The sequence below is a fragment of the Rhodoferax koreense genome, from assembly GCF_001955695.1.
Lineage (GTDB): Bacteria > Pseudomonadota > Gammaproteobacteria > Burkholderiales > Burkholderiaceae_C > Rhodoferax_B > Rhodoferax_B koreensis.
Genome location: NZ_CP019236.1, coordinates 5,104,064 through 5,124,983, shown reverse-complemented (window position 1 = coordinate 5,124,983; position 20,920 = coordinate 5,104,064). Strand labels below are relative to the sequence as shown.

General features: G+C 66.8%; 21 protein-coding genes and 1 tRNA gene. 12 read left to right on the top strand and 10 right to left on the bottom strand.

The features are described 5' to 3' along the window. The first annotated feature begins 82 nt into the window (after positions 1-82). The gene (locus RD110_RS23725) at positions 83-556 is read left to right on the top strand and encodes a hypothetical protein (protein ID WP_076202623.1); all 474 of its coding nucleotides are present in this window, start codon (positions 83-85) and stop codon (positions 554-556) included. Between the two features lie 39 nt (positions 557-595). Here RD110_RS23725 and RD110_RS23720 read toward each other — a convergent pair whose 3' ends face one another. Continuing rightward, entirely contained in the window at positions 596-883 is a 288-nt protein-coding gene (locus tag RD110_RS23720; RefSeq protein WP_076202620.1) for a hypothetical protein, read from the bottom strand. A 433-nt stretch (positions 884-1,316) separates the two neighbouring features. After that, complete coding sequence (locus RD110_RS23715; protein WP_076202617.1) at positions 1,317-1,499, bottom strand: hypothetical protein; 183 nt, start codon at positions 1,497-1,499, stop codon at positions 1,317-1,319. 200 nt (positions 1,500-1,699) lie between these two features. On the opposite strand from RD110_RS23715, the gene RD110_RS23710 reads away from it, so the two are divergent. After that, on the top strand, positions 1,700-1,978 hold the full coding sequence (locus RD110_RS23710; RefSeq protein WP_076202614.1) for a hypothetical protein: 279 nt from the start codon (positions 1,700-1,702) through the stop codon (positions 1,976-1,978). Between the two features lie 164 nt (positions 1,979-2,142). Then, on the top strand, positions 2,143-4,026 hold the full coding sequence (locus RD110_RS23705; protein WP_076202611.1) for an outer membrane protein assembly factor BamB family protein: 1,884 nt from the start codon (positions 2,143-2,145) through the stop codon (positions 4,024-4,026). 1 nt (position 4,027) lies between these two features. Here the strand turns inward: RD110_RS23705 and RD110_RS23700 are convergent. The 6 genes from RD110_RS23700 to RD110_RS23675 form a co-directional block, all read right to left on the bottom strand. Further along, a tRNA-Arg gene (locus RD110_RS23700) sits at positions 4,028-4,102 on the bottom strand. A 40-nt stretch (positions 4,103-4,142) separates the two neighbouring features. Continuing rightward, positions 4,143-7,928: a translocation/assembly module TamB domain-containing protein gene (locus RD110_RS23695; RefSeq protein WP_076202608.1), complete on the bottom strand. Its 3,786-nt coding sequence runs from the start codon at positions 7,926-7,928 to the stop codon at positions 4,143-4,145. Further along, positions 7,925-9,889, bottom strand: a complete 1,965-nt coding sequence (locus tag RD110_RS23690; RefSeq protein ID WP_239467110.1) for an autotransporter assembly complex protein TamA — start codon at positions 9,887-9,889, stop codon at positions 7,925-7,927. Before RD110_RS23690 ends, RD110_RS23695 begins: the two co-directional genes overlap by 4 nt. Before the next feature lie 4 nt (positions 9,890-9,893). After that, positions 9,894-11,087 carry a vWA domain-containing protein gene (locus RD110_RS23685; RefSeq protein WP_076202602.1) on the bottom strand — a complete coding sequence of 398 codons (1,194 nt, stop codon included), beginning with the start codon at positions 11,085-11,087 and terminating at the stop codon, positions 9,894-9,896. Between the two features lie 30 nt (positions 11,088-11,117). Beyond that, complete coding sequence (locus RD110_RS23680; RefSeq protein WP_076202599.1) at positions 11,118-11,705, bottom strand: GNAT family N-acetyltransferase; 588 nt, start codon at positions 11,703-11,705, stop codon at positions 11,118-11,120. A 14-nt stretch (positions 11,706-11,719) separates the two neighbouring features. Continuing rightward, positions 11,720-12,574 carry an AAA family ATPase gene (locus RD110_RS23675; protein ID WP_076202581.1) on the bottom strand — a complete coding sequence of 285 codons (855 nt, stop codon included), beginning with the start codon at positions 12,572-12,574 and terminating at the stop codon, positions 11,720-11,722. A gap of 129 nt (positions 12,575-12,703) precedes the next feature. Here RD110_RS23675 and RD110_RS23670 point away from each other — a divergent pair, with 129 nt between their 5' ends. Beyond that, positions 12,704-13,366 carry a c-type cytochrome gene (locus RD110_RS23670; protein WP_076202578.1) on the top strand — a complete coding sequence of 221 codons (663 nt, stop codon included), beginning with the start codon at positions 12,704-12,706 and terminating at the stop codon, positions 13,364-13,366. A gap of 95 nt (positions 13,367-13,461) precedes the next feature. On the opposite strand, the gene RD110_RS23665 is transcribed toward RD110_RS23670, so the two are convergent. Both RD110_RS23665 and RD110_RS23660 read right to left on the bottom strand, forming a co-directional pair. After that, on the bottom strand, positions 13,462-13,896 hold the full coding sequence (locus RD110_RS23665) for a DUF1841 family protein (protein ID WP_076202575.1): 435 nt from the start codon (positions 13,894-13,896) through the stop codon (positions 13,462-13,464). A 55-nt stretch (positions 13,897-13,951) separates the two neighbouring features. Next, positions 13,952-14,872, bottom strand: coding sequence for a LysR family transcriptional regulator (locus RD110_RS23660; RefSeq protein ID WP_076202572.1), 921 nt, complete (start codon positions 14,870-14,872; stop codon positions 13,952-13,954). A 164-nt stretch (positions 14,873-15,036) separates the two neighbouring features. Here RD110_RS23660 and RD110_RS23655 point away from each other — a divergent pair, with 164 nt between their 5' ends. From RD110_RS23655 to RD110_RS23620, 8 genes are read left to right on the top strand one after another with little or no spacing between them, the layout of a single operon-like run. After that, positions 15,037-15,879 (top strand): intradiol ring-cleavage dioxygenase, encoded by an 843-nt coding sequence (locus RD110_RS23655; RefSeq protein WP_076202569.1) that lies wholly within the window; start codon positions 15,037-15,039, stop codon positions 15,877-15,879. Further along, the gene (locus RD110_RS23650) at positions 15,876-16,175 is read left to right on the top strand and encodes a Dabb family protein (protein ID WP_076202566.1); all 300 of its coding nucleotides are present in this window, start codon (positions 15,876-15,878) and stop codon (positions 16,173-16,175) included. Before RD110_RS23655 ends, RD110_RS23650 begins: the two co-directional genes overlap by 4 nt. Beyond that, positions 16,172-17,005 carry a sugar phosphate isomerase/epimerase family protein gene (locus tag RD110_RS23645; RefSeq protein WP_239467109.1) on the top strand — a complete coding sequence of 278 codons (834 nt, stop codon included), beginning with the start codon at positions 16,172-16,174 and terminating at the stop codon, positions 17,003-17,005. Before RD110_RS23650 ends, RD110_RS23645 begins: the two co-directional genes overlap by 4 nt. 13 nt (positions 17,006-17,018) lie before the next feature. After that, a complete protein-coding gene (locus RD110_RS23640) occupies positions 17,019-17,633 on the top strand; it encodes a nuclear transport factor 2 family protein (protein ID WP_076202563.1) in 615 nt (204 codons plus the stop codon). A gap of 50 nt (positions 17,634-17,683) precedes the next feature. After that, entirely contained in the window at positions 17,684-18,826 is a 1,143-nt protein-coding gene (locus RD110_RS23635) for an ABC transporter substrate-binding protein (protein WP_076202561.1), read from the top strand. 5 nt (positions 18,827-18,831) lie between these two features. Next, a complete protein-coding gene (locus tag RD110_RS23630; protein WP_076202558.1) occupies positions 18,832-19,224 on the top strand; it encodes a 5-carboxymethyl-2-hydroxymuconate Delta-isomerase in 393 nt (130 codons plus the stop codon). Beyond that, positions 19,221-20,093 (top strand): shikimate dehydrogenase family protein, encoded by an 873-nt coding sequence (locus tag RD110_RS23625; protein WP_076202555.1) that lies wholly within the window; start codon positions 19,221-19,223, stop codon positions 20,091-20,093. The genes RD110_RS23630 and RD110_RS23625 overlap by 4 nt, the downstream gene beginning before the upstream one ends. Continuing rightward, positions 20,090-20,920 (top strand): sugar phosphate isomerase/epimerase family protein, encoded by an 831-nt coding sequence (locus tag RD110_RS23620; protein ID WP_076202552.1) that lies wholly within the window; start codon positions 20,090-20,092, stop codon positions 20,918-20,920. The genes RD110_RS23625 and RD110_RS23620 overlap by 4 nt, the downstream gene beginning before the upstream one ends.

Below are 20,920 nucleotides of genomic sequence, written 5' to 3'. Positions count from 1 at the left end.
TGCCGTCAGGCCCGGCCCACAGCCGGCCCGTGCGACAGGGCTTAGCGTGTTGTTGTCGACCACTGCATGCGAAGGAGACACCATGAACAGCCATTTTCCGCCGGCACCGCGCCTGGCGGGCTTCTTGTTGGCGTTGAGCAGCCTCACGGCTCAGGCCCAGCCGGTCCAGGATGCAGCGCCTCAGCCAGGCTTGCCCGCGCCGGTGACCGACGGCAGCTCGGGGGCGATCATCGACAAGGTCCCGCGAACGAATAGCATTGCCGACCCCATTCCGGTGCCGCCCGTGACGCGTTCACCCGTGCCGGTCGTGCCGCCGGTGGTGGTGGATCCCGCGGCCGGCGTGGTGCCAAATGCGCCAGGTGCCACCGGGCCGGTGCTGAGGCCGGAGATCGGTCGCTCAGGCATCGATGCACTGAAATCGGCGCCAGGCGCGGGAGGTGGGCGGAACCCGGCGAACCAGGCACCGGTTGCAGTTTCTCCGGCCGATGCGGCGCAACGGCAGCTGATGATCGAGCGCGAGGATCGCATGCGCGGTCTCAAGCCGCGGCAACCCTAGGCCAGGGGCCGGGTCGTGCGAGCATCGCTCGCGTCCGAATCAACGGCCGTGGAATTCCGAGCGGCCTGAGGCACGGCGGCGGTCGCCGTTGCTGAACGCTCCGCCGTGGCCGGGTAGCAGCGTATCGGGCGTGCGGCTATTGGCTTGGCGCCATGCAGCCAGCGCACGCGGTACGGCTGGCGCAGGATGGGGCAGGGAGCTCGTCGCCTGCGGATGGATGGGGCGATGGCCGGGGCGCTGCGGACTTGGATGTTCGAGCGGCGCATCGCCGTCTTTGCGGGTGTAGCCGCGCTGCTTCGGACGCTGGAACTGCTTGGTCTGGATCATGGCGTAACGCTCTGTTCGGGTTGAAAGATGGACCCGGACAACAGCGCCGGAGCCTTCTCACGAATCTAACGGCGGTACAGCGGACCGTGTGTCAGCCGAAACCGAACGCGATGTAGGAGCCGTCCGCCTTGCGCTGGCGCGCCGTCATGCCGCGCGGTTCCCTGCTCGTGCGGAGCCGAGGTTACAGCGTCATGATTCTGGTTTAAAAAGCCATGCTGCGCTGCAACATGGACCAGGCCAGCGCGAGAAGAGGGAGGGCCGGATGAGATTGGGCGTCATCGGCATCGCTGCCGGATTCTGGGTGTTGAACACCGGTGTGCCGCTGGGCGTCGTACTCGTGGTGATAGGAGCCGTCTACTGGGCCTGGCGGGTCCGGTGAGCCACATCCGCATTCGCCGTGATGTGGCGCGGCAGCGCGTGCTACCACCCGCTTTCAGGCCTCACGGTCTTCCACCCAGTAGGTATCCGGCCCGTCGGCTGTGTTGGCCGCGCTGGCCTGTGTCTCGAGGCGATGCCGCGCTTCCGGCGTGTCCGCTTCCCAATCGGTCCCCTGCACCGGCGCGCTGCCAGCCACGACGGTGATGGCCTGCGCCCAGGCCAGGCGAATTTGCTTCATGGCATTGACCTCATTCGATGACGGCTGATTCCTTCGACAGGCATCGGCACCGGCGGCCGCCCGGTTAGGCGGCCGTCTGCATCTTACTGCGGCCCGCTAGCCCTGCGGGTGAGGCCGTCCGGGCAGCTGTCGAATCTGTCCGACACTCGCCGGCGTTCGCTCGCTTTAAGCTGGTGGCCACAAACATCGGGAGGCGAGAGATGCGCAATGTCGTGATGTCCGTTCAGGTCCCTGCGAAGGTGTACGAAAGGTGGGCGCGTCGGCGCGGTTTCTCCGCGGCGGCGTTGGAGGAGGTCATTGTCAGGTTCCTGGAAAACTACCAGTTCCCGGTGCGCAGCGCGGGCGTGCTGGAGCCTACAGGGGGCAGCCGCTACGCCGCCAGGCACCGGCCACTGCACGCCGAGGTCGAGTGGAATCGCCGCTGGTACGACTGGAAGGGCGAAGTGGAGGTGCATGGCGTGGACGACGCCGCGGCGTGACGGATTCTTTGGGGCGGACGCATCCGGAGCCATGGAGGCTGCGGCGAATTCTTGCGACCGCGCATGGTGTGTAGCGTTTGTAAACCTCTGATACAGTTCCTTAGGCGCCAGCGCCCGCTGGGTAGTTGGACCATCTCCGGCAGGAACGTACAAGGAAAAAACTGATGACCAGACTGCTGCTGGCCGTGCTAGTGGTGTTCAGCTTGACTGGTTGCGAACGTGCATCCGAACTGTGGATGTCTTCCACCGAAAAAGTCACCCTTGCGTTTCCGCTGCCAGATGAATTGAAGCTAGCCGCCGATCGATTGCTGGCCGACGGAGATGCGCCTAGCGGTGGCCGTAACGCACAGTTGGTCGCGGGATGGCAGCGTCAACTGGAGCTGAGGGCGTTGAATTGCGCTCCAGTCGTTCCAGTGCGGTGGTGGCACAGTGTCGCCGCAGTGCGCCAGCAGCCCTATGACTCGGCCTGCATCCTCAAACAGGACGCTGCCCTGATTGACTGGGTCGGTGTGCGACGCGTCGGACAGGCGCTCCAACAGCCAGCTCTGGTGCCTTTGGCCTCCCTCGGTGCGCGTCGCCCGTTGACCGATGTGACGGCGCTGTCGGAACTTCATGCTGCTTCTGCTGCCAACGTGGCCGTGGTGCAGGACACTCGCAGCCGCTTCAGCTCGGTGAACCTCACCACCGGGAAGTTACTTCATGCCATCAGCATACCTGACGCCGCGTCGACTGGCGCCCAGCTTTCACCCAACGGACGTCTTTTCGCATTGCCCGTGGCCAATCGGCGTGGCATGCAGGTGTTTGACGTCGCCACCGGTAACTTGCTGTGGAAAACCGACCGTTACAACGGCGTGTTGGCGTGGCTCTCTACGGTGGACGCTGCGGTCGTTGGGCAAGGCGACGGCCGCGGTGGGTTGGCGTTGCTCGATCTGCAGAATGGGCGTGAGTATGCGTATTACGACGCCAGCCGTCGCATGACATGGGCCGTGCCGGCGGCCGACGCGGCCGATCAGCTTTGGCTGGTAGGTTCGAATAGCGTTACCCAGGTGACGCACCGTCGCACCTCCACAGGCGAGCTTGATAGCAACGGACTGGCGACCTGGCCGTTGCGGCGACAAGCGACATCTCTCCGGCCGTTATTGATGCAGTCAGGCCGCCGGATGCTTTATGTGACGAACCGAGACCTTGCCTGGATCGACCTGCAAAGCGGCGATCAAGGTGCGTATGAGTTCTCGTTGATGAACGGCCGTGGCTATAGCAAGTTGGACGAAGACCGGTTGTTGGTTGATACGGGCGGAATGAACTCGACTACCCAGGTGCTTGACGTTGTGGCACAGACCCTTGCGCCCGTGGAAAGCAATGAAGGTACAGACGGTCTGCTCCTGCCCATGTCGACGCGGACTGGCTTTATGCGGCGAGGCTTCGACTTGTCATATGTCAGTGACCAAGTAGGCCCAACCGGCCCGGCACTACCTGCCCAGCGAGCGATCGCAGACGCGCAGCTGCAGCAGCAGTTGGCTCGACTCGATGCTCGCACGGCGGCGGAAGCCGCGGCGCGCGCTGCAGTTGAGGCTGCGGACAAAGCGGCAACGGCGAGCGGCGCTCCCTTGACGATGCGAATCCCATCGGGCGCCCCTCCTTCCCCGATGCCCCTGTTGAGCCGGGTGCCAGCGCAGGCCCAGGTTGCCATCGTGGGCGTGTATGAAGGTTCCAATCATCGCGTACCGGGGGGCGCACCGGTGCGTATTTTCGTGCCACCTTCCTCCATACCGCTGGTGCTGGTCCTGAGCAGCTATGAGTCGGTTCAATGGTTGGTGCAGAACAGCGGCAGGCCAATCTCTGCGGTTCTGCTTTCAGGCTATTCGCCTTCCACGGTGCTGGGAGCTGGTGACGCGCCAGTGCTGCGCATAGGCTCCGCCTACGCCTACCAACTCAATGGCGCCAATTACGCGCAACTCAAGCAGGATGTGGCTCGGTACGTGCCCAATCGGGTGGACTCGTTCCAGGGTCTGTACCAAGGTAAAGAGTTCTCCATTCCCAACCGTTGATTGGTCCCCTCGACAGGAATCGAACCTGTATCTAGCACTTAGGAGGCACTCGTTCTATCCATTGAACTACGAAGGGGAAGCGGGATTGTAGGGCCGTCGCGGGGGCTTTTCGGCGGCTAGTCGTAGCGCAGGGTGAAGATCAGGTCGACGGCGCTTTCCTTGCCGCTCTGGCCGCGCAGCGTGAAGCGCTGCGACAGGTCGTAGAACACGAACAGCGTACCCATCGCACCTGAGAGGCTGGCCTCGTAAGCGACGTAGAAGTTGCGCGAGAGACGCTTGCCCAGCGTCAGCGCGCCGCCCTTGCTGGTGCTGGTGCCGTCGCTCGTGGCGCTGCCGCCGAGCGAGAGTTCGTCCAGGCCGAAGCGGCTGGCGATGCCGCCACCGCTCTTGCTGCCGCCGATCAGCGCCACGGCGGCCTGCTGCAGCATGGCGGCTTCGGCACCACCGGCGGCCGACGAACGGCCGAGCACCAGCCACGCGAGTTTTTCGCTGTCGGCCAGGTCCGGCGACGCGTAGAGCCGCACGTTGGGCGCGAGCGCCGTGCCGGTGATCTGCACGCCCACCCGCTGGGTCAGGTTGGGGCGGATGGCCAGCACGTCGAGCGAGGGGTTGTCGTAGGCGCCGGTGAAGCGCAGCACGCCCTGTTCGATGGTCAGCCACTGGCCGTAGGCGCGGTATTCGCCGTTGACGGTGTTGATGGTGCCGAGCAGGCGCGGCGTCTTGCCGTCGCCGGTGAGTTGCAGCTTGCCGGCGAGCCTGGTGTCGATGCCCAGACCGGTGAGGCGGAAGTCGTTGCCCAGGTCGAGCTGCACGTTGAGCTGCACGGCAATGGGCTTGGCCGCCGGTGCGGCGGGGCTGGCCGGCTGGTTGGCGGCGACCGGCCGGCGCACGAACACGTCGTCGCCGAGCTGCGGCGCGCTTTCCTCGGGCAGCATGATGCGCGCCTGGTCCACCTTGAGCTGGCCCTCGAGTTTGAGTTCGGTGTTGGCCAGGCGGGCCTTCAGGTCGCCCGAGACGGTGACGCGCCGGTCCGGCTGCGTGGTCACACGCAACTGCTGGGCCACGGCGTCGATGGTCATGCCGGGTTTGCCGTCCTGCCAGCCGACCTCGCCTTGCGCTGTGACGCTGCCGCCACCCGCCCCCTTGAGCGTGAACGACTCGATGCGCATGCGGTTGCCCTGCAGCCGCGCCAGCAGCGTGCCGTCGGACAGCGAAATGCCGTTGACCACCGAACGCAGCGCCAGGCCGCTGGCCTGCAGCGTGCCGTTGAGTTGCGGCGCGGCACGCGTGCCGGCCAGCGTGGCATCGGCCTGCAAGGTGCCGGCCACGCGCCAGCCGGGTGGTGCGAGCACCGACCAGGTGGCGATGCGCGGAAGGCTGGCCTTGAGCGTGCCGGCCAGCGGCGCATCCGCGGGCCACGACCACTGGCCAGCCTGCTGGCTCAGCCGCGTGCTGATCTGCGCGTCCGCCTGGCCGGCCTGGGCGCTGTCCCAGCGCAGCGTGGCGACCATGGCCGGGCCGTCACTGCTGAGGCTCAGCCGGGCTTCGCGCACGCCAGCGCTGATGCGGCCGGTGCTGGTGGGCTTCGCGTCTGCGCCGGGTGTGGTGACTGCGTCGTCGCCGAGCAGCGTGATGTCGCCGCTGCGGCGCTGCAGGTTGGCGCGCACGCGCAACTGATCGGCCAGGGCCACGTCCCAGTCGCCGTCGAAAATCAGGTCGCTACCCACGCCCGCATCCACCAGCCGCGTGCCGGACAGGGCTTCGGCCCAGGCCAGCGGCAGGCCTTCGAGCCGGCCTGCGCTCTGCAAACGGCCTGGGCCGCCGCGCACCGGCTGCCACACGAGCTGCACCTGTTGATGCGCCTGCGCACCCGTGCCGGCCACGCTGTCGGGCGCGGTCAAGGCGGCCTGGGCGGCGCCCACTTCCCAGCGGCTCGGCGTCCATGCCACGGCGACGGGATTTTTCGTCGCCAGTTGCCAGGCGCCGGGCCGACGCAAAGGCTCTTCCAGGTTCAGGTTCAACGCGGCCAGGTTGCCTTGCCAGCCTTGGGCGGTCTTGCCGCCGTTGGCATCCAGGCGGACGGCTAGTTTCTGCTGGCTGTTGGCGGCATGGCCATCGAGCTGCAGCCGTGCCGCGCTGAGCTTGCCGGCGAGCGTGGCCTGGGTGTTCGTGAGCTTGATGGCCTGCTCCGGCGGCTGCTGCGGCAGGCGCACTTCGAGCGCGGCGACCTGCAGCCTGGCGTCGAGTGCCGGGTCACGCCAGCCGCCGTTCCAGCGGCCTTGCAGGCCGGCCTTGCCGCTCAGGGCCACGCCCTGCAGCGCGGCCGGCATGCCGGGCAGTTGCTGCAGCCAGCGCAGCGCGGGCCCGGCGTCGGCGAGTGTCAGGTCCAGCGTGCCCGCACCGGCCTGTGCGGCCATCGCGCCGTCGGCTTGCAGTTGCAGGCCCGGCGCCATCATCGACAGTTTGCCGCTGCCCGATTCGCGTGCGATGTCGACCTGGCCGCTGGCATCGAGTTCGGCGTTCTGGGCGATGACCTGCAGCCGGTCGAGCTGCAGCACCTGCCTGGCCCAGCGGCCGCGCGCGCTGGCCTGGTCGAGCCGCAGGCCCGCCACGTCGGCCGAGCCATTCGGCGCGGCCTTGAGGTCGGCACCGAAATCGATGCCCGGCACGTCGTTCACCACCCGGCTGCGGGCCGTGACCTCGCCGTTGAGCCGGGCCGCGGCCATCTTGCCATGCAGCGCGGCGGGGTTGATCTCGCGCAGCTGCAGCGTGGTGTCCCAGGCCGAGCCGGCGCTGTCGAACCTGCCCGAGCCCGCGATCTGGCCCTGCGCCTTGCCGCGCGTGTCGGCCAGGCCGATGAACAAATCGTGCAGCCGGGCCACGCCGGCCTGCCAGTCGCCCCGGCCGCGGATGTGCGACAGCGGCAGGCGTTGCTGGTCCCAGGGGCCGGGCAACTGGTTGTTGATGTCGGCGCTGAAGGTCCAGGCGTTGGCGGTCTGGCCCGGTTCGGCCTGCAGGTCGCCGCTGAGCCGGGTGTGCGGCGCCTCGGGCCAGAACGTGGCCAGGTCGAGTTGGGTGAATTCGGCATCGGCCTGCGGCACCGGCTGGGCCGACCAGGCCTCGATGCGCGCCGACACGTTGGCCTTGGGCAACGAGGCCGCATTGCCGGCGTGACCGCCCACGGCTTCCGAGGTGAGCTGTGCGCTCAAGGCGAGTTGCGTCAGCGGCCCGTGCACCTCGGCGCGGGCCTTCAGCCCGATGCGCTGGTCGCGGCCGGGCACGTTGGTCTGCAGGGTGGCGCGCAGCTGGGCGTCCAGCGTCAGCGGCGCCTGGTCGGTGAGCACGGCCTCGCCCTGGTAGTGGCCCTCGGCCACATCGAGGTTCAACAGCTTGAGCTGGTGGCGCGCGCCGTCGTACTGGTAGCTCGCATGAAGTTGGTCGGCGGTGAAGGCGGGCGGGCCCGCCCATTCGAGGTGATCGACGCGAAGATCGTTGACTTCCACATGCACCGGCAGGCCTAGGAATTCGGGCGGTGCCGCAGGCGTGGCCTTGGGCTGCGGCGGGCGCTGGTCGCTGATGCGCAGCGTGGCGGCGTGCACTTCGTCCAGCTTGAGCCAGCGGTCGAACAGGGCCAGCGCCTGCCAGCGTAGCGTGAGATCGGTGGCTTCGACGGACAGGCCGTCCTGCTGCCATTGCAGCCGCGCGATCTTGCCGCCGCCGCGCAGCGAGCCGCTCACGCCTTCGGCCTGGATCGGCTGGCGCTGGGCCGCGAAGCGCAGCACGGTGGCCAGCGAGGTGTCGCTGCCGGTCCACCACCAGAGGCCTGCGCCGCCTGCGAGCAGCAGCACGCTGAGCAGGCCCAGCGTACCGAGCAGCCAGTGGCGCAGCTTGAGCCTCTTCAAAACGTGAACCCCACGGCCAGATGCAGGCGGAAGGCCTTGGCCTGGATGCCGTAGGCCAGGTCGGCCTGGAACGGGCCGATCGGGCTCTTCCAGCGCGCACCCACGCCCACGCCGGTCTGCGCATCGAGTTTGCCGACCTGGTCGGACACCGCGCCGGTGTCGACGAACACCGCGCTTTCCCAGTCGGTGGGCCGGCCGTCCTTGTAGATCGGGCGCTGCCATTCGACGCTGCCCACGGCCAGGTAGCGCCCGGCCTGCACGATGCCTGTGCTGGTGGCCACGCCGATGCTGCGGTAGGTGTAGCCGCGCACGGTGCTGTCGCCGCCGGTCAGGAACAACTGCGTGGCCGGGATCGGCGCGTCGGCCTTGGCCGCCACCGCGCCGGCCTGGCCGCGTATCGACAAACGGCCGCTGCGTTCGCCCAAGGCATCGAGCGGCACATAGGCCTGGCTGCGCAGCAGCGTGCGAAAGAACGGCTGGCGATCGGTGCCGAGCGTGAGGCCGGGGCCGAGTTCCACGCCCAGGCCCCAGCCGCGCGTGGGGAACAGCACGTTGTCGAAGTTGCGCTGCGTCCACGCCCAAGCCAGGCTGATGGCATTGCCCGAGCCCGAGTCCACCGTGGCGTCGCCGCCGCGCACCTCGGCCCGGTCGTATTGCAGATAGACGCTGCGGTCCAGCCGTTCGCTGGTCTGCAGCCGGCCGAAGCGAAGCTGCTGGCTGGTGGTGGTGAGCGGGTCGTCGGTCTCGCGCTGCAGCTTGCCGCCCACCACCCAGCGCCAGTAGCTGCTATCGGGCTGCGACATGAGCTCGGTGCCGAGGTACTGGTTCTTCTGGTCCACGCTGAGCTTGGACACGGCGCGCCAGCCGATCAGCGGCACCAGGTTGTGGGTGTGTTCGACCGAGAAGCGTGCGCCACTGTCGGTGGTGGCGCCGACACCGAGCACCAGCTTCTGCAGCTTGGCCTCGCGCAACTGCGTCTGCACCGGCGCGGCTTTGGGATCGGATTCGGGTGCCACGAGCAGGAAGGCCGAGTCGAAGAAGCCGCTGTCGGACAGGCGCTGCTGCGCGCGCAGCAGTTCGTCGCGGTCGTATTCGGCACCGGGCTTGAGGCGCGCGAAACGCTCCACCAGCGCAGGGCTGTAGTGCGACAGGCCGGTGATCTCGAGCGGGCCGAGCAGGTAGACCGGCCCGGAGTCCAGCGTGACGCCGAGCGCGGCCTCGCGTTTTTCGGGGTCGATGTCGGCCCGGCTGCCGCTGATGCGGCCGGCCAGGTAACGCTTGGCCGTCAGCTGGCGCACGGCACTGGTCTTGGCATCGCTCCAGTCGGCCTGGGTGAAGCGGCGGCCGGCGTTCAGGCTCCAGTCCTTGCGCAGGGCGTTGCGCTGGGCGACCACATCGGGCGCCGCGCTGTCGGCCATGGCGCCGGTCACATCCAGTTGCACACTGGCCACCTGGGTGGGCAGCCCCGGCGACACGGTCATGCGGATCTGCGGAATGCGCGCGGCCACCGGCGTGGCCGAAGACGCCGGCGCGGCGGCGGGCGTGGCCGTGGTTTCACTGTCGCGTTCGATGCGGATATCGGGCGAGAAATAGCCGAGGGTCGCAATCAATTCGCGGGCGTTGGCCTCGGCCATCACCAGCAGGCGCGCGAGCTCGGCCTCGTTGAGGTCGGGCACGGCGCGGTAGCGCTGTAACTCCAGGTGCTTTTCGAGCAGCTCGCGGATGTCGTCGGGCGCATCGACCTTCAGGTCGAAGGCGGGCGGCGCTTCGGCCTCGGCGCGCTGCCGGCGCTCGGACCGGTCCGGGTCGGTCTGGCGCGAGGCGCAGGCGGTCAGCGCCAGGCTGGCCACGAGACCACAGGCGAGGAAGAGGCGGGAGGGCCTGGGGTATGGGGCCTCGGGGCCCGGAGGGTTCAACCAGGCCGGCGCCACGGCCAGCCTGCGCATCAAGCGACGGAGCATCGGCCTATTTTGACAGCAGGCGCATGGCCTCCTCGAGACCCTTCAGTGTCAAAGGGTACATCCGGTGGTTCATCAACTGCTGGACAACGCTGATGCTCTGGCGGTACTGCCACACGCCCTGGGGTTCGGGGTTGATCCAGGCGAACTTGGGGAACGCGTTGGTCAGGCGCTGCAGCCATTCGGCGCCGGCTTCCTCGTTGTTGTATTCCACGCTGCCGCCGGGCTGCAGGATCTCGTACGGGCTCATGGTCGCATCGCCCACGAAGATGAGCTTGTAGTCCTTGTTGTACTTGCGGATGATGTCCCAGGTGGCGAATTTCTCGCTGAAGCGGCGCCGATTGTTCTTCCACATGAAGTCGTAGACGCAGTTGTGGAAGTAGTAGAACTCGAGGTGCTTGAACTCGGTCTTGGTGGCCGAGAACAGCTCCTCGACGCGGGTGATGTGCTCGTCCATGGTGCCGCCCACGTCCATCAGCAGCAGCACCTTCACGTTGTTGTGGCGCTCGGGCACCATCTTGATGTCGAGGTAGCCGGCGTTGGCCGCGGTGGCGCGGATGGTGTCGGGCAGGTCCAGTTCCTCGGCCATGCCCTCGCGTGCGAACTTGCGCAGCCGGCGCAGCGCCACCTTGATGTTGCGCGTGCCGAGTTCCTGCGTATCGTCGTAGTCCTTGTAGGCGCGCTGGTCCCACACCTTGACGGCGCTCTTGTTGCGGCCCTTGTCCTGCCCGATGCGGATGCCCTGCGGGTTGAAGCCGTTGGCGCCGAACGGCGAGGTGCCGCCGGTGCCGATCCACTTGCTGCCGCCTTCGTGCCGCTCCTTTTGCTCTTCGAAGCGCTTCTTGAGCGTCTCCATGAGTTCGTCCCAGCCCATCTTCTCGATCTTGGCCTTCTCCTCGGGGCTGAGCTCGAGCTCCAGGTTCTTGCGCAGCCATTCGAGCGGCACTTCCTTGGTGAAGTCGGCCACCATCTCCACACCCTTGAAGTAGGCCGCGAAGGCGCGGTCGAACTTGTCGTAGTGCTTCTCGTCCTTCACCAGGGCGGTGCGGCTCAGGTAGTAGAAGTCGTCGATGCCGTAGCCCCCGTCCGCGCTGGCCGGCCCGACCACGCCCTGCTTCAGCGCGTCGAGCAGCATCAGGTATTCCTTGACCGAGACCGGCAGCTTGGCGGAGCGCAGGGTGTAGAAGAAGTCGATGAGCATGGCACTATCCCAGGGCGTATCTCGGAGCCGTCAGTCGCGCGGCTTGCTCAGCAGGTATTGCAGCTGGGCCTTGATCTCCGGCCATTCGCCCGAGCGCAGGCTGTACATCACGGTGTCGCGGATGGTGCCGTCGCGGCGCAACGCATGGCCACGGATCACGCCGTCCTTCTTGGCACCAAGACGCTCGATGGCGCGTTGCGAGGCATGGTTGAAATTGTCGGTGCGCCAGCCCACGACATGGCAGCCCAGCGTCTCGAAGGCATGCGTCAGCAGCAGCAACTTGCAGGTGGTGTTGACATGGGTGCGCTGGCAGCTTTGGGCGTACCAGGTGTAGCCGATTTCCACGCGTTTCACGGCGGGCAGGACGTCGTGGTAGCTGGAGGTGCCCAGTACCTTGCCGGTGGCGGCCTCGGTCACGGCAAAAGCAAAACGGTCGGTGGTGCGCAGCGCGGTCTCGATGTAGGCACGGGTGTCCTGCGGCTCGGGCACCGAGGTCACGCGAATCTTCCATAACTCGCCATCGGCGGCGGCGGCGCGCAGGCCGGGTTCGTGTTCCAGGGAAAGCGGGACCAGGGCCAGATCGCCGGCCTTGAGCGTGACGGGGTCTACAAATGCCATCTGTGCAGTGCTCCTCAACGGTTGTGGCGTTGCATGAACACCAGCTTTTCGAACAGCGTCACGTCCTGCTCGTTCTTCAAGAGCGCACCCACCAGCGGCGGCACGGCGACCTTGTCGTCCTTGCTGTGCAGGGCTTCGGCGGAAATGTCTTCGGCCACCAGCAGCTTCAGCCAGTCGAGCAGTTCGCTGGTCGATGGCTTCTTCTTCAACCCGGGCAGGTTGCGCACGTCGTAGAAGGTCTTCATCGCCGCGGTCAGCAACTCTTTCTTGAGGCCGGGGAAATGCACGTCGACGATCTGCTGCATCGTCGTCGCATCGGGGAACTTGATGTAGTGGAAGAAGCACCGGCGCAGGAACGCGTCGGGCAGTTCCTTCTCGTTGTTGGAAGTGATGAACACCAGCGGCCGGTGCTTGGCGCGGATCAGCTCGCGGGTCTCGTAGCAATAGAACTCCATGCGGTCGATCTCGCGCAGCAGGTCGTTCGGGAATTCGATGTCGGCCTTGTCGATTTCGTCGATCAGCAGCGCCACCGGCGTCTCCGACGTGAAGGCCTGCCACAGCACGCCCTTGACGATGTAGTTGTGGATGTCCTTCACGCGCTCGCCGCCGTCCACGTCGGCCAACTGCGAATCGCGCAGGCGGCTCACCGCGTCGTATTCGTACAAACCCTGCTGTGCCTTGGTGGTCGACTTGATGTGCCATTGCAACAGCGGCAGGCCGAGGGCCTGGGCCACTTCCTCGGCCAGCATGGTCTTGCCGGTGCCGGGTTCGCCTTTCACCAGCAGCGGCCGCTGCAGGGTGGCGGCGGCGTTCACCGCGAGCATCAGATCTTGGGTTGCAACGTAATTGTCGGAGCCTTGGAACTTCATGGGTAGGGTGCGCTGATGGGTCTGGAACAGGTCTTGGCGGGACGAAAGAGCTTGTCGGCCGCTGGAGTCGGCCGCATATAATCAGGGGTTGATCAGAGGCCCGTTTTTTCTCTAGATTGTGCTCGCAAAATGAACAAGATGTTGACCACGGTGTTTGCGTTGGCTGTCGCTTCAGTGACGGCCGTTTCCACTGCCCAGGAGATCAAGGGCGACGCCAAGGCGGGCCAGGCCAAGATTGACATGTGCATCGGCTGCCATGGCATCAAGGGCTACCAAGCCAGTTTTCCCGAAGTGCACAAGGTGCCGATGATCTCCGGCCAGAGCGCCAAGTACATCGTCTCGGCATTGGGTGCCTACAAGGCCGGCGACCGCCGTCACCCGACCATGCGCGGCATCGCCGAGTCGCTGAGCGACCAGGACATGGCCGACGTCGCCGCCTACTACAGCGCCAGCGGCGTGGTCGAAGGCGCCACCGTCGCGGCCGAACCGACCGTCAAGCCGAGCGCACAGGTCCAGGCCCTGCTGACCAAGGGCAATTGCGTGTCCTGCCATGGCGCCAATTTCGACAAGCCGATCGATCCGAGCTATCCCAAGATCGCCGGCCAGCATGCCGACTATCTCTTCGTCGCGCTCAAGGCCTACAAGACGGCGCATCCGCTGGTCGGCCGTTCCAACGCCATCATGGGTGGCGTCGCCAAGCAGTTCTCGAACGCCGAACTGAAGGAACTCGCGGGCTACGTGCATTCGCTCGACACGGACCTGAAGACGGTGCCCGAGTCGCGCTTCCGGTAATTCGCTTCGCGCCGGATCAAACAAAGCCCGCCAGAGCCCGCAATCGCGGGCTTTGTCCTTTGTGTCCCTGCGGGCGGCGGGGCCGTGCAATCCCTTCAGTCGTGCGTGGCGCGGCGCTGCACCGCATCCACATAGGCATCGCCATCCGGCGGCCGGCCGGCGCGCTGGCTTTCCCAAAGGGTCTGGCCCAGGCATTCCATGGCTTCGTGGTGGGCCGCATGCAGCGAGTCGCGCCGGTGTGTGAGCAACTCCACCGCCTGGCGGATGCCGCGCGGCTGGTCGATCGAACACTGCTCGCTCAGCGACAGATGCATGGAAAGATGCAGGAACGGGTTTTCCCGCGTCGGGTCGGCATCGGCCATGCGGGCCAGCGCGGCGTCCACGTCCTGCAGTTCCGCGTGGTATTCAGGGTGTTCGGCCAGCCACTGGCTAGCTATGATTTCGATAGCTTCCATGGCTTGCCCGTTCTGCGACTTCTCGTAAACGGAGCAGAAGAAACGGCGGACATCGGCTTGGGACGGATTGAACATGGCGGGGAGGTTAGCACGCGGTGCTTTTCCCTTGCTGGCGGAGTTTTTCCCCTCCCTACCAGTGGCCCGTCCATTTGCGTTCGAAGTCCATGCGGGCAAAGTATTCCGCGATGAAGTCGATAAAGGTCCGCACCTTGGCCGACATGTGGCGGCGGCTCGGGTAGGCGAGGTTGATCGTCAGGTGCGGCAGGTCCCAGTCGTCGAGCACCGGCACCAGCCGGCCGGCCACGATGTCGTCGAACAGGATGTAGGTCGGCTGCACCAGAATGCCCAGGCCATCGAGCGCCGCGGCGCGCAGCACCTGGCCGTCGTTGGATTCCAGCAGACCTTTCACATGCACCGTCGAGACCTGGCCGTCGCGCGTGAAGCGCATGTCGTTCGGGTTGTTCGCATAGGTGTAGATCAGCATCTTGTGGCGCTGCAGGTCGGCGAGCTGCTGCGGCCGGCCGTATTGCGCGAGGTAACGCGGCGAGGCGGCGAGGATGCGGCGGGTCTCGCCCAGCCTTCGGATGGTGATGTTCGAATCGGGCTCCACCTCGCGCGTGCGGATGGCCACGTCGATGTTGTTCTCGATCAGGTCGAAGTACCGGTTCGCGGCCTCCACGTGCACCGTCACCTCGGGGTAGCGGCCGGTGTATTCGCGCAGCAGCGGCGCGATGTGGTGCATCGAGAACGACAGCGAGGCCGTGATGCGCAGCGTGCCGCTGGGGGCCGAAGCCGTGGCGTTGACGGTGGATTCGGCGTCCTTCAGGTCGGCGAGGATGCACTTGGCGCGGCCGAAGAAGGCCTGGCCGGTGTCGGTGAGGTAGAGCCGGCGCGTGTTGCGCTCGACCAGCCGCGCGCCCAGCCGCTGCTCGAGCGCGGCCAGATGCCGGCTCGCGGCCGCGTTCGACAGGTCCAGCACGGCCGCGGCGCGGCTCAGGCTGCCGGTCTCGGCCACCTGCACGAACAGTTCGATCTCGGTCCAGCGGTCCAAACTTGTCTCCTTCCGTTGACCGCATTGTGCGGCGAGACGCGGTCTATTCTTCGCCGATTCTTCCGCCTGGTGGAAAAGTCATTTGTCGCACCGGCCTTTGCAGTCGGCGCGTTGTCTTCTACATTGGCGCCGCAGTCCACGAAACAGCCAAGGCAGGAGACAAGTTGCGCAACCTCAACCAGGACAACATCACCCAGGCCGTCATCGCGCGGTTCGGCGACACGCCCGATCCTCGCCTCAAGGAGATCATGACCAGCCTGGTGCAGCACCTGCATGCGTTTGCGCGCGAGGTGCGCCTCACCGAGGCCGAATGGCTGGAGGGCATCGCGTTCCTCACCGCCACCGGTCAGAAATGCGACGACAAGCGCCAGGAGTTCATCCTGCTGAGCGACGTGCTCGGCCTGTCGATGCTGACAGTGGCCATGAACAACGACAAGCCGCGCGGCTGCACCGAGGCCACCGTGTTCGGCCCGTTCTTCGTCGAGGGCGCACCGCACTATGCGCACGGCGACGACGTGGCCAATGGCGCCGTCGGCGAGCCCTGCGAAGTCTTCGCCCATGTGCGCGGCGTCAAGGGCGAGCCGATCGCCGGCGCGCGCGTCGACGTGTGGCAGGCCGACGCCGAAGGCCATTACGACGTGCAGCACCCCGGCCTTGCGCATGCGCAGGGGCGTGGCGTGCTGACCACCGGGGCCGACGGCGGCTTCCATTTCAGGACCATCGTGGCCGAGGCCTACCCGATCCCCACCGATGGCCCGGTGGGCACGCTCCTGGCCGCGACGAAGCGGCACCCGTGGCGTCCCGCGCACCTGCACTTCAAGATCGAGGCCGAAGGCTACGAGCCGCTGATTACCCATGTGTTCCGCTCGGGCGACCAGTACCTGGATTCGGACGCCGTGTTCGGCGTGCGCCAGTCGCTCGTGGCCGACTGGGTGCCCCAGCCGGGCGGCGGCCACCGGCTCGACTACGACTTCGTGCTCAACCCGCTGGCCGGTCCCAAGGCATGATCAAGCACATCGTGATGTGGCGCCTGCGCGGCAACAGCCTGGCCGAGCGCCGCGAGAACAGCGACTTGCTGCGGCGCGAATTCGAGTCGCTGCGCGACCGCATCCCGGGCCTGCTGCAACTCGAGATCGGCATCGACCACAGCCACATCGACTACGCCTGCGACGTGGTGCTGTATTCCGAATTCGCCACCCAGGCCGCGCTCGACGCCTATGCCACGCATCCCGAACACCTGCGGGTGAAACAGGCCCTGGGCGACCTGCGCATCAGCCGCCACCAAGTGGACTACGCCGTATGAAGAACCATCTCCCCATGCCCGAGCTCTCGTTGCACCACCTGACGATGCTCCAGGCCGATCCGCTGTCGCTGATCGACGCGGCCGCCGCCGGTGGCTTCGACTACTGCGGCATACGCATCGTGCCGCCCGCGCCCACCGACGTGCTGCCGGACGTGGTCGGCAATCCGGCGCTGGTGCGAGAAATCGACCAGCGCCTGCGCAGCCGCAACGTGCGCCTGCTCGACATCGAGGCCATCTGGCTCCGGCCGGAGACCGACGTGGCCGCGCTGGTGCCGGCATTGGAAGTCGGCCATCGGCTCGGTGCACGCCAGGTGCTGGTGGTGGGCTTCGACGACGACCTCGGCCGCTTGCTCGACAACTTCTGCAAGCTGTGCCAGGCCGCGGCCCGGCTGCAGATGAGCGTGGCGCTGGAGTTCATCACCTACTGCACCATCGGCACGCTGGCACAGGCGCACTGGCTGGTGCAGCGCAGCGAACAGCCCAATGCACGGCTGCTGATCGATGCGCTGCAGTTCTTTCGCTCCGGCGCGAAGAGCGAGGACCTCGCCGCCATCGATCCGATGCTGCTGCCCTACATGCAGCTGTGCGATGGCCCGCTGGTCGGCCCGGTGAGCGTGGACGAGCGGCGCGTCGAGGCCCGCACCGCGCGGCTGCTGCCGGGCGAGGGGCAACTGCCGCTGGCCGGCCTGCTGGCCGCGTTGCCCAAGGGCATTCCCATCAGCGTCGAGGCGCCCACGCTGCGCCTGGCGCATCTTCCCTTCGACGAACAGGCGCGCATCGTCGGCGACGCCACGCGCAAGTTCTTCGCCGATCTGAATTCAACCATTTGAAACTGGAGACACCATGACCCTTGATGCCGAACTGAACCATGAACGCGACGTGCAGACCATCCGCCAACTGCTGGAGAACTGGGTGGTCTGGCGCGACGCCGGCGACTGGAAGCGCTTTCGCACCGTGTGGCACGACGATGGGGTCATGATGGCCACCTGGTTCCAGGGCGTGGCCGACGAGTTCATCCGCGTGACGCGCGAGGGCTGGGACAAGGGCGTGAGCATCCTGCACTTTCTCGGTGGCACCTCGGTCGATCTGGCGGGCGACCGCGCCATCGCCCAGACGAAGATGACGATTTCGCAGCGTGCGCTGGTGCACGACGTGTGGGTCGACGTGGTCTGCACCGGCCGCTTCTACGACTTCCTGGAGAAACGCGACGGCCGCTGGGGCATGGTGCTGCGCCAGCCGATCTACGAGAAGGACCGCATGGACCCGGTGTCGCCCAGCGCGCGCCTGGAGCTGGACGCCGCCACGCTGGCCCAGTACCCCGAGGGCTACCGCCACCTGGCCTACCTGCAGAGCCAGATTGGCTACCAGATCAAGAAGGACATGCCGGCGCTGAAGGGGCCGGAGGTCGAGGCGCTGTACGCCAGGGGCGCCCGCTGGCTCGCAGGCCAGCCGCTGTAGTTTTACCGGGTTTTTTCGCGTCAGTTCAACCACCATAAGGAGAGAGACAAATGAAGAAGAGCATTCCCCTCGTTGCCGGCCTGATCGCGCTGGCGCTGCAAGGGCCGGCCCACGCGCAGCAGACCATCAAGATCGCCAACCTGCTCGAGCTCACCGGCCCGATCGCCTCAGCGGGCACCAACTACCGCAACGGCCTGGAACTGGCGATCAAGGAGATCAACGCCAGCGGCGGCATCCTCGGGCGCAAGATCGAGACCGAGATGCTCGACACGCAGAGCAATCCAGGCGTGGCCAAGGCGATGGCCTCCAAGGCGGTGGACATGGACGTGTTCGCCGCGGTCGGCCCCACGTTCTCCGGCGCCATGGTGGTCAGTGCCAACGAAACCCGTCGCGCGGAGATTCCCAATTTCACCGGCGCCGCAGCCGCATCGATCACCAACCAGGGCAACCCCTACGTGATCCGCACCAACGCCACGCAGGCGACCGCCATGCCCAAGGTGGCGCGCTACATGGCCGAGACGCTGAAGGCCAAGACGGTGGACATCATCTACATCAACAGCGACTTCGGCAAAGGCGGGCGCGACGAGTTCATCAAGGCCGCCAAGGCGCTGGGCATGACCATCGGTGCCGACGTGTCCACCGACCAGGCGCAGGTCGACTTCTCCAGCGCCGTGGTCAAGGTCAAGCAGGCCACCGGCGACGTGCTGTTCGCCTACACCAACGAGGAGGAGTCGGCGCGGTTGCTGCGCGAACTGCGCAAGCAGGGCTACAGCAAGCCGGTGATGGGCGACACCACGCTGGTCAGCCAGAAGACCATCGAACTCGCGGGCGACGCGGCCAACGGCGCGCTCGGCGTGGTGCCGCTCACGGCCGACGCCCCGACGGATGCCATGCGCGCCTTCGACAAGAAGTACTTCGAGGCCTACAAGATCCGCTCCGACCACAACGGCATCCAGGGCTACACCGTGCCCTACATCATCAAGGCGGTGAGCGAGAAGATCGGCAAGGTCGACCGCAAGGAATTCGCCGCGAAGATCAAGAACATGCCGCTGTACGTGAAGGAGTACCCCGGCCTCCTGATGGACGTGAAGTTCAATACCGCCGGCGACCCGGACCGCGTGAGCTACCTGGTCGAAGTCAAGAACGGCAAGCAGCAGGTCCTCGAGACCTTGCCCGCCACCAACGCTTTCTGAGATCCATGCCCCACATCACCATCGACTACACCGCCAACCTGGCCGACGAAGTGGCCGCGAGCCAGCTCGTGGAGACGCTGCACCAGGCGGCCATCGGCACCGGTATCTTTCCGCTGTGGGGCATCCGCACCCTGGCCCAGCCTGTGCGCGACTACCGCGTGGCCGGCGGCCAGGCCGACAACGGCTTCATCAAGGTCGTGGTGCGCATCGCGCCTGGCCGGGATCTGGCCACGCGCAAGCGCGTCACGCAGACGCTGTTCGACGCGGCGGTGGCGCGGCTCGCGCCCCTCTACGAACGCCGGCCGCTGGGCTTCCAGCTGGAATTGACCGAGTTCGATGCCGAACTCTGCCTGCAGAAGATCCATCTCGATCCGCCGAAGGAAGTACCCGCGCCATGATCCACGGCAGCACCCGCCTCATCACCATCGTGGGCTCCCCTGTGGCCCAGGTGAAGATGCCCAGCATCATCAACTTCTACTTCGAAGAGCACGGCCTGGACGTGGCCTTGGTGCCGCTCGACGTGCCACCGGCCGGCATTCCCGACTTCATTGCGCTGCTGAAACAGGGCCGCAATCTCATCGGCAGCATCGTCACCGTGCCGCACAAGCAGGCCATGGCCGCGGGTGCGGACCATGTCACCGACCGCGCGCGCTTGATCGGCGCGGTCAACGTGGTGCGGCGCACGGCCGATGGCCAGCTGCATGGCGACCATGTGGACGGCTTCGGCTTCCTCAATGCCGCCCGGGCCCACGGTTTCCACCCGCGCGGCCGCTCCGCGCTGGTGGTCGGCGTGGGCGGTGCGGGCGGCGCGATCGCCTGTGCCTTGTGCGAAACCGGCATCGCCAACCTGGTGCTGCTCGACATGAACACGGAGCGCGTGCAAAGCCTGGGCACCAAGCTGCGCGCCCATTTTCCGCAGGTGCAGATCGGCTTCGCCTGCGACGACCTGGCCGGCGTGGACTTCATCGCGCAGGCCACGCCCATGGGCATGCAGGCCGGTGATCCGCTGCCGCTGCCGCAGGCGCTGCTGGACACGCTCACGCCCCGCACGCTGGTGGGTGACGCCGTCACGCTGCCGGTGATCACTCCGCTGCTGGCCTTCGCGCAGTCGCGCGGCTGCAGGGTGCAGACCGGCGCGGAGATGTCGCGCTCGTCGATGGAATTCCTCGGCGGCTTTCTCGGCGTGATGCCCGCGGTGGACCCGCTGGCCATGGTGTCCGCGCCATTGCCCGGTCCGCGGGCGCAGACCGGAGGCACCTCGCCATGAGCCCCGTGGAAACCGGCTTCGGCGGCAGCACCTTCTCGTTCATGTGGAGCGAGACGGCGCTGTCCGCCATGCGCAGGATGCGGACCCTCGGCCTGAATGATTTCGACGCCCTCATGGTGCCGGGCCACCTGTGGCACGACGAACTCGATGCCAGCGCGCGCCGCGCACTCGCCGCTGCGCTCAAGGCCGACGGCATCCGCATCGAATCGCTGAACCTGCCTGCGCTCGACCACAACCTCGCCAGTGTGGTGCCCGAGGCACGCGCCTATGCGGTGGCCTTGTTCACCGAGGCGCTGCGGCTCGGCGCCGACCTCGGCGGCCAGGCCGTGGTGGCGGTACCCGGCCGCGTTTCGGGCCTGTTCGCGCCGCCGCAGCCACTCAGCGAAGACTACCTGGCCCATAGCCTCGAAGCCTTGCTCAAGGTGGCCGAACCCCTGGGCCAGAAGATCTACATCGAATCGCATCCGCAGACGCCGATTCCCACCGTGGACAGGATCGAGCGCTTCCTGCAGCGCATCCCGCATCCGCTGCTGCAGGTGGCCTACGACGTGTCGAACGCCGAATACGTGGGGGAAGACCAGGCCGACGCATTGCGCCGCCTGGCCGGGCGGCTGGGCCAGGTGCATCTGTCCGACGGCACCCGCACCAGCTGGCGCCACGACCGCGTGGGCCTGGGCACGGTGGACTTCGCGGCCGTGCAGCGCACGCTCCAGGAGATCGGCTTCGCCGGGGTGCAGGTGCTGGAGATCATCGGCAGCACGCCGATGCCCGACATCGCGGCCTCGCTGGCGGCGCTCGAGAGGCCCTCGCGGCGGGCACGGCCTTGA

Coding starts and splice junctions, on each gene's coding strand:
- RD110_RS23630 (WP_076202558.1), top strand. CDS start 18,832: ATGCCCCACATCACCATCGACTACACCGCCAACCTGGCCGACGAAGTG.
- RD110_RS23640 (WP_076202563.1), top strand. CDS start 17,019: ATGACCCTTGATGCCGAACTGAACCATGAACGCGACGTGCAGACCATC.
- RD110_RS23620 (WP_076202552.1), top strand. CDS start 20,090: ATGAGCCCCGTGGAAACCGGCTTCGGCGGCAGCACCTTCTCGTTCATG.
- RD110_RS23715 (WP_076202617.1), bottom strand. CDS start 1,499: ATGAAGCAAATTCGCCTGGCCTGGGCGCAGGCCATCACCGTCGTGGCT.
- RD110_RS23705 (WP_076202611.1), top strand. CDS start 2,143: ATGACCAGACTGCTGCTGGCCGTGCTAGTGGTGTTCAGCTTGACTGGT.
- RD110_RS23675 (WP_076202581.1), bottom strand. CDS start 12,574: ATGAAGTTCCAAGGCTCCGACAATTACGTTGCAACCCAAGATCTGATG.
- RD110_RS23625 (WP_076202555.1), top strand. CDS start 19,221: ATGATCCACGGCAGCACCCGCCTCATCACCATCGTGGGCTCCCCTGTG.
- RD110_RS23690 (WP_239467110.1), bottom strand. CDS start 9,889: ATGCTCCGTCGCTTGATGCGCAGGCTGGCCGTGGCGCCGGCCTGGTTG.
- RD110_RS23680 (WP_076202599.1), bottom strand. CDS start 11,705: ATGGCATTTGTAGACCCCGTCACGCTCAAGGCCGGCGATCTGGCCCTG.
- RD110_RS23645 (WP_239467109.1), top strand. CDS start 16,172: ATGAAGAACCATCTCCCCATGCCCGAGCTCTCGTTGCACCACCTGACG.
- RD110_RS23635 (WP_076202561.1), top strand. CDS start 17,684: ATGAAGAAGAGCATTCCCCTCGTTGCCGGCCTGATCGCGCTGGCGCTG.
- RD110_RS23670 (WP_076202578.1), top strand. CDS start 12,704: ATGAACAAGATGTTGACCACGGTGTTTGCGTTGGCTGTCGCTTCAGTG.
- RD110_RS23685 (WP_076202602.1), bottom strand. CDS start 11,087: ATGCTCATCGACTTCTTCTACACCCTGCGCTCCGCCAAGCTGCCGGTC.
- RD110_RS23725 (WP_076202623.1), top strand. CDS start 83: ATGAACAGCCATTTTCCGCCGGCACCGCGCCTGGCGGGCTTCTTGTTG.
- RD110_RS23720 (WP_076202620.1), bottom strand. CDS start 883: ATGATCCAGACCAAGCAGTTCCAGCGTCCGAAGCAGCGCGGCTACACC.
- RD110_RS23665 (WP_076202575.1), bottom strand. CDS start 13,896: ATGTTCAATCCGTCCCAAGCCGATGTCCGCCGTTTCTTCTGCTCCGTT.
- RD110_RS23710 (WP_076202614.1), top strand. CDS start 1,700: ATGCGCAATGTCGTGATGTCCGTTCAGGTCCCTGCGAAGGTGTACGAA.
- RD110_RS23650 (WP_076202566.1), top strand. CDS start 15,876: ATGATCAAGCACATCGTGATGTGGCGCCTGCGCGGCAACAGCCTGGCC.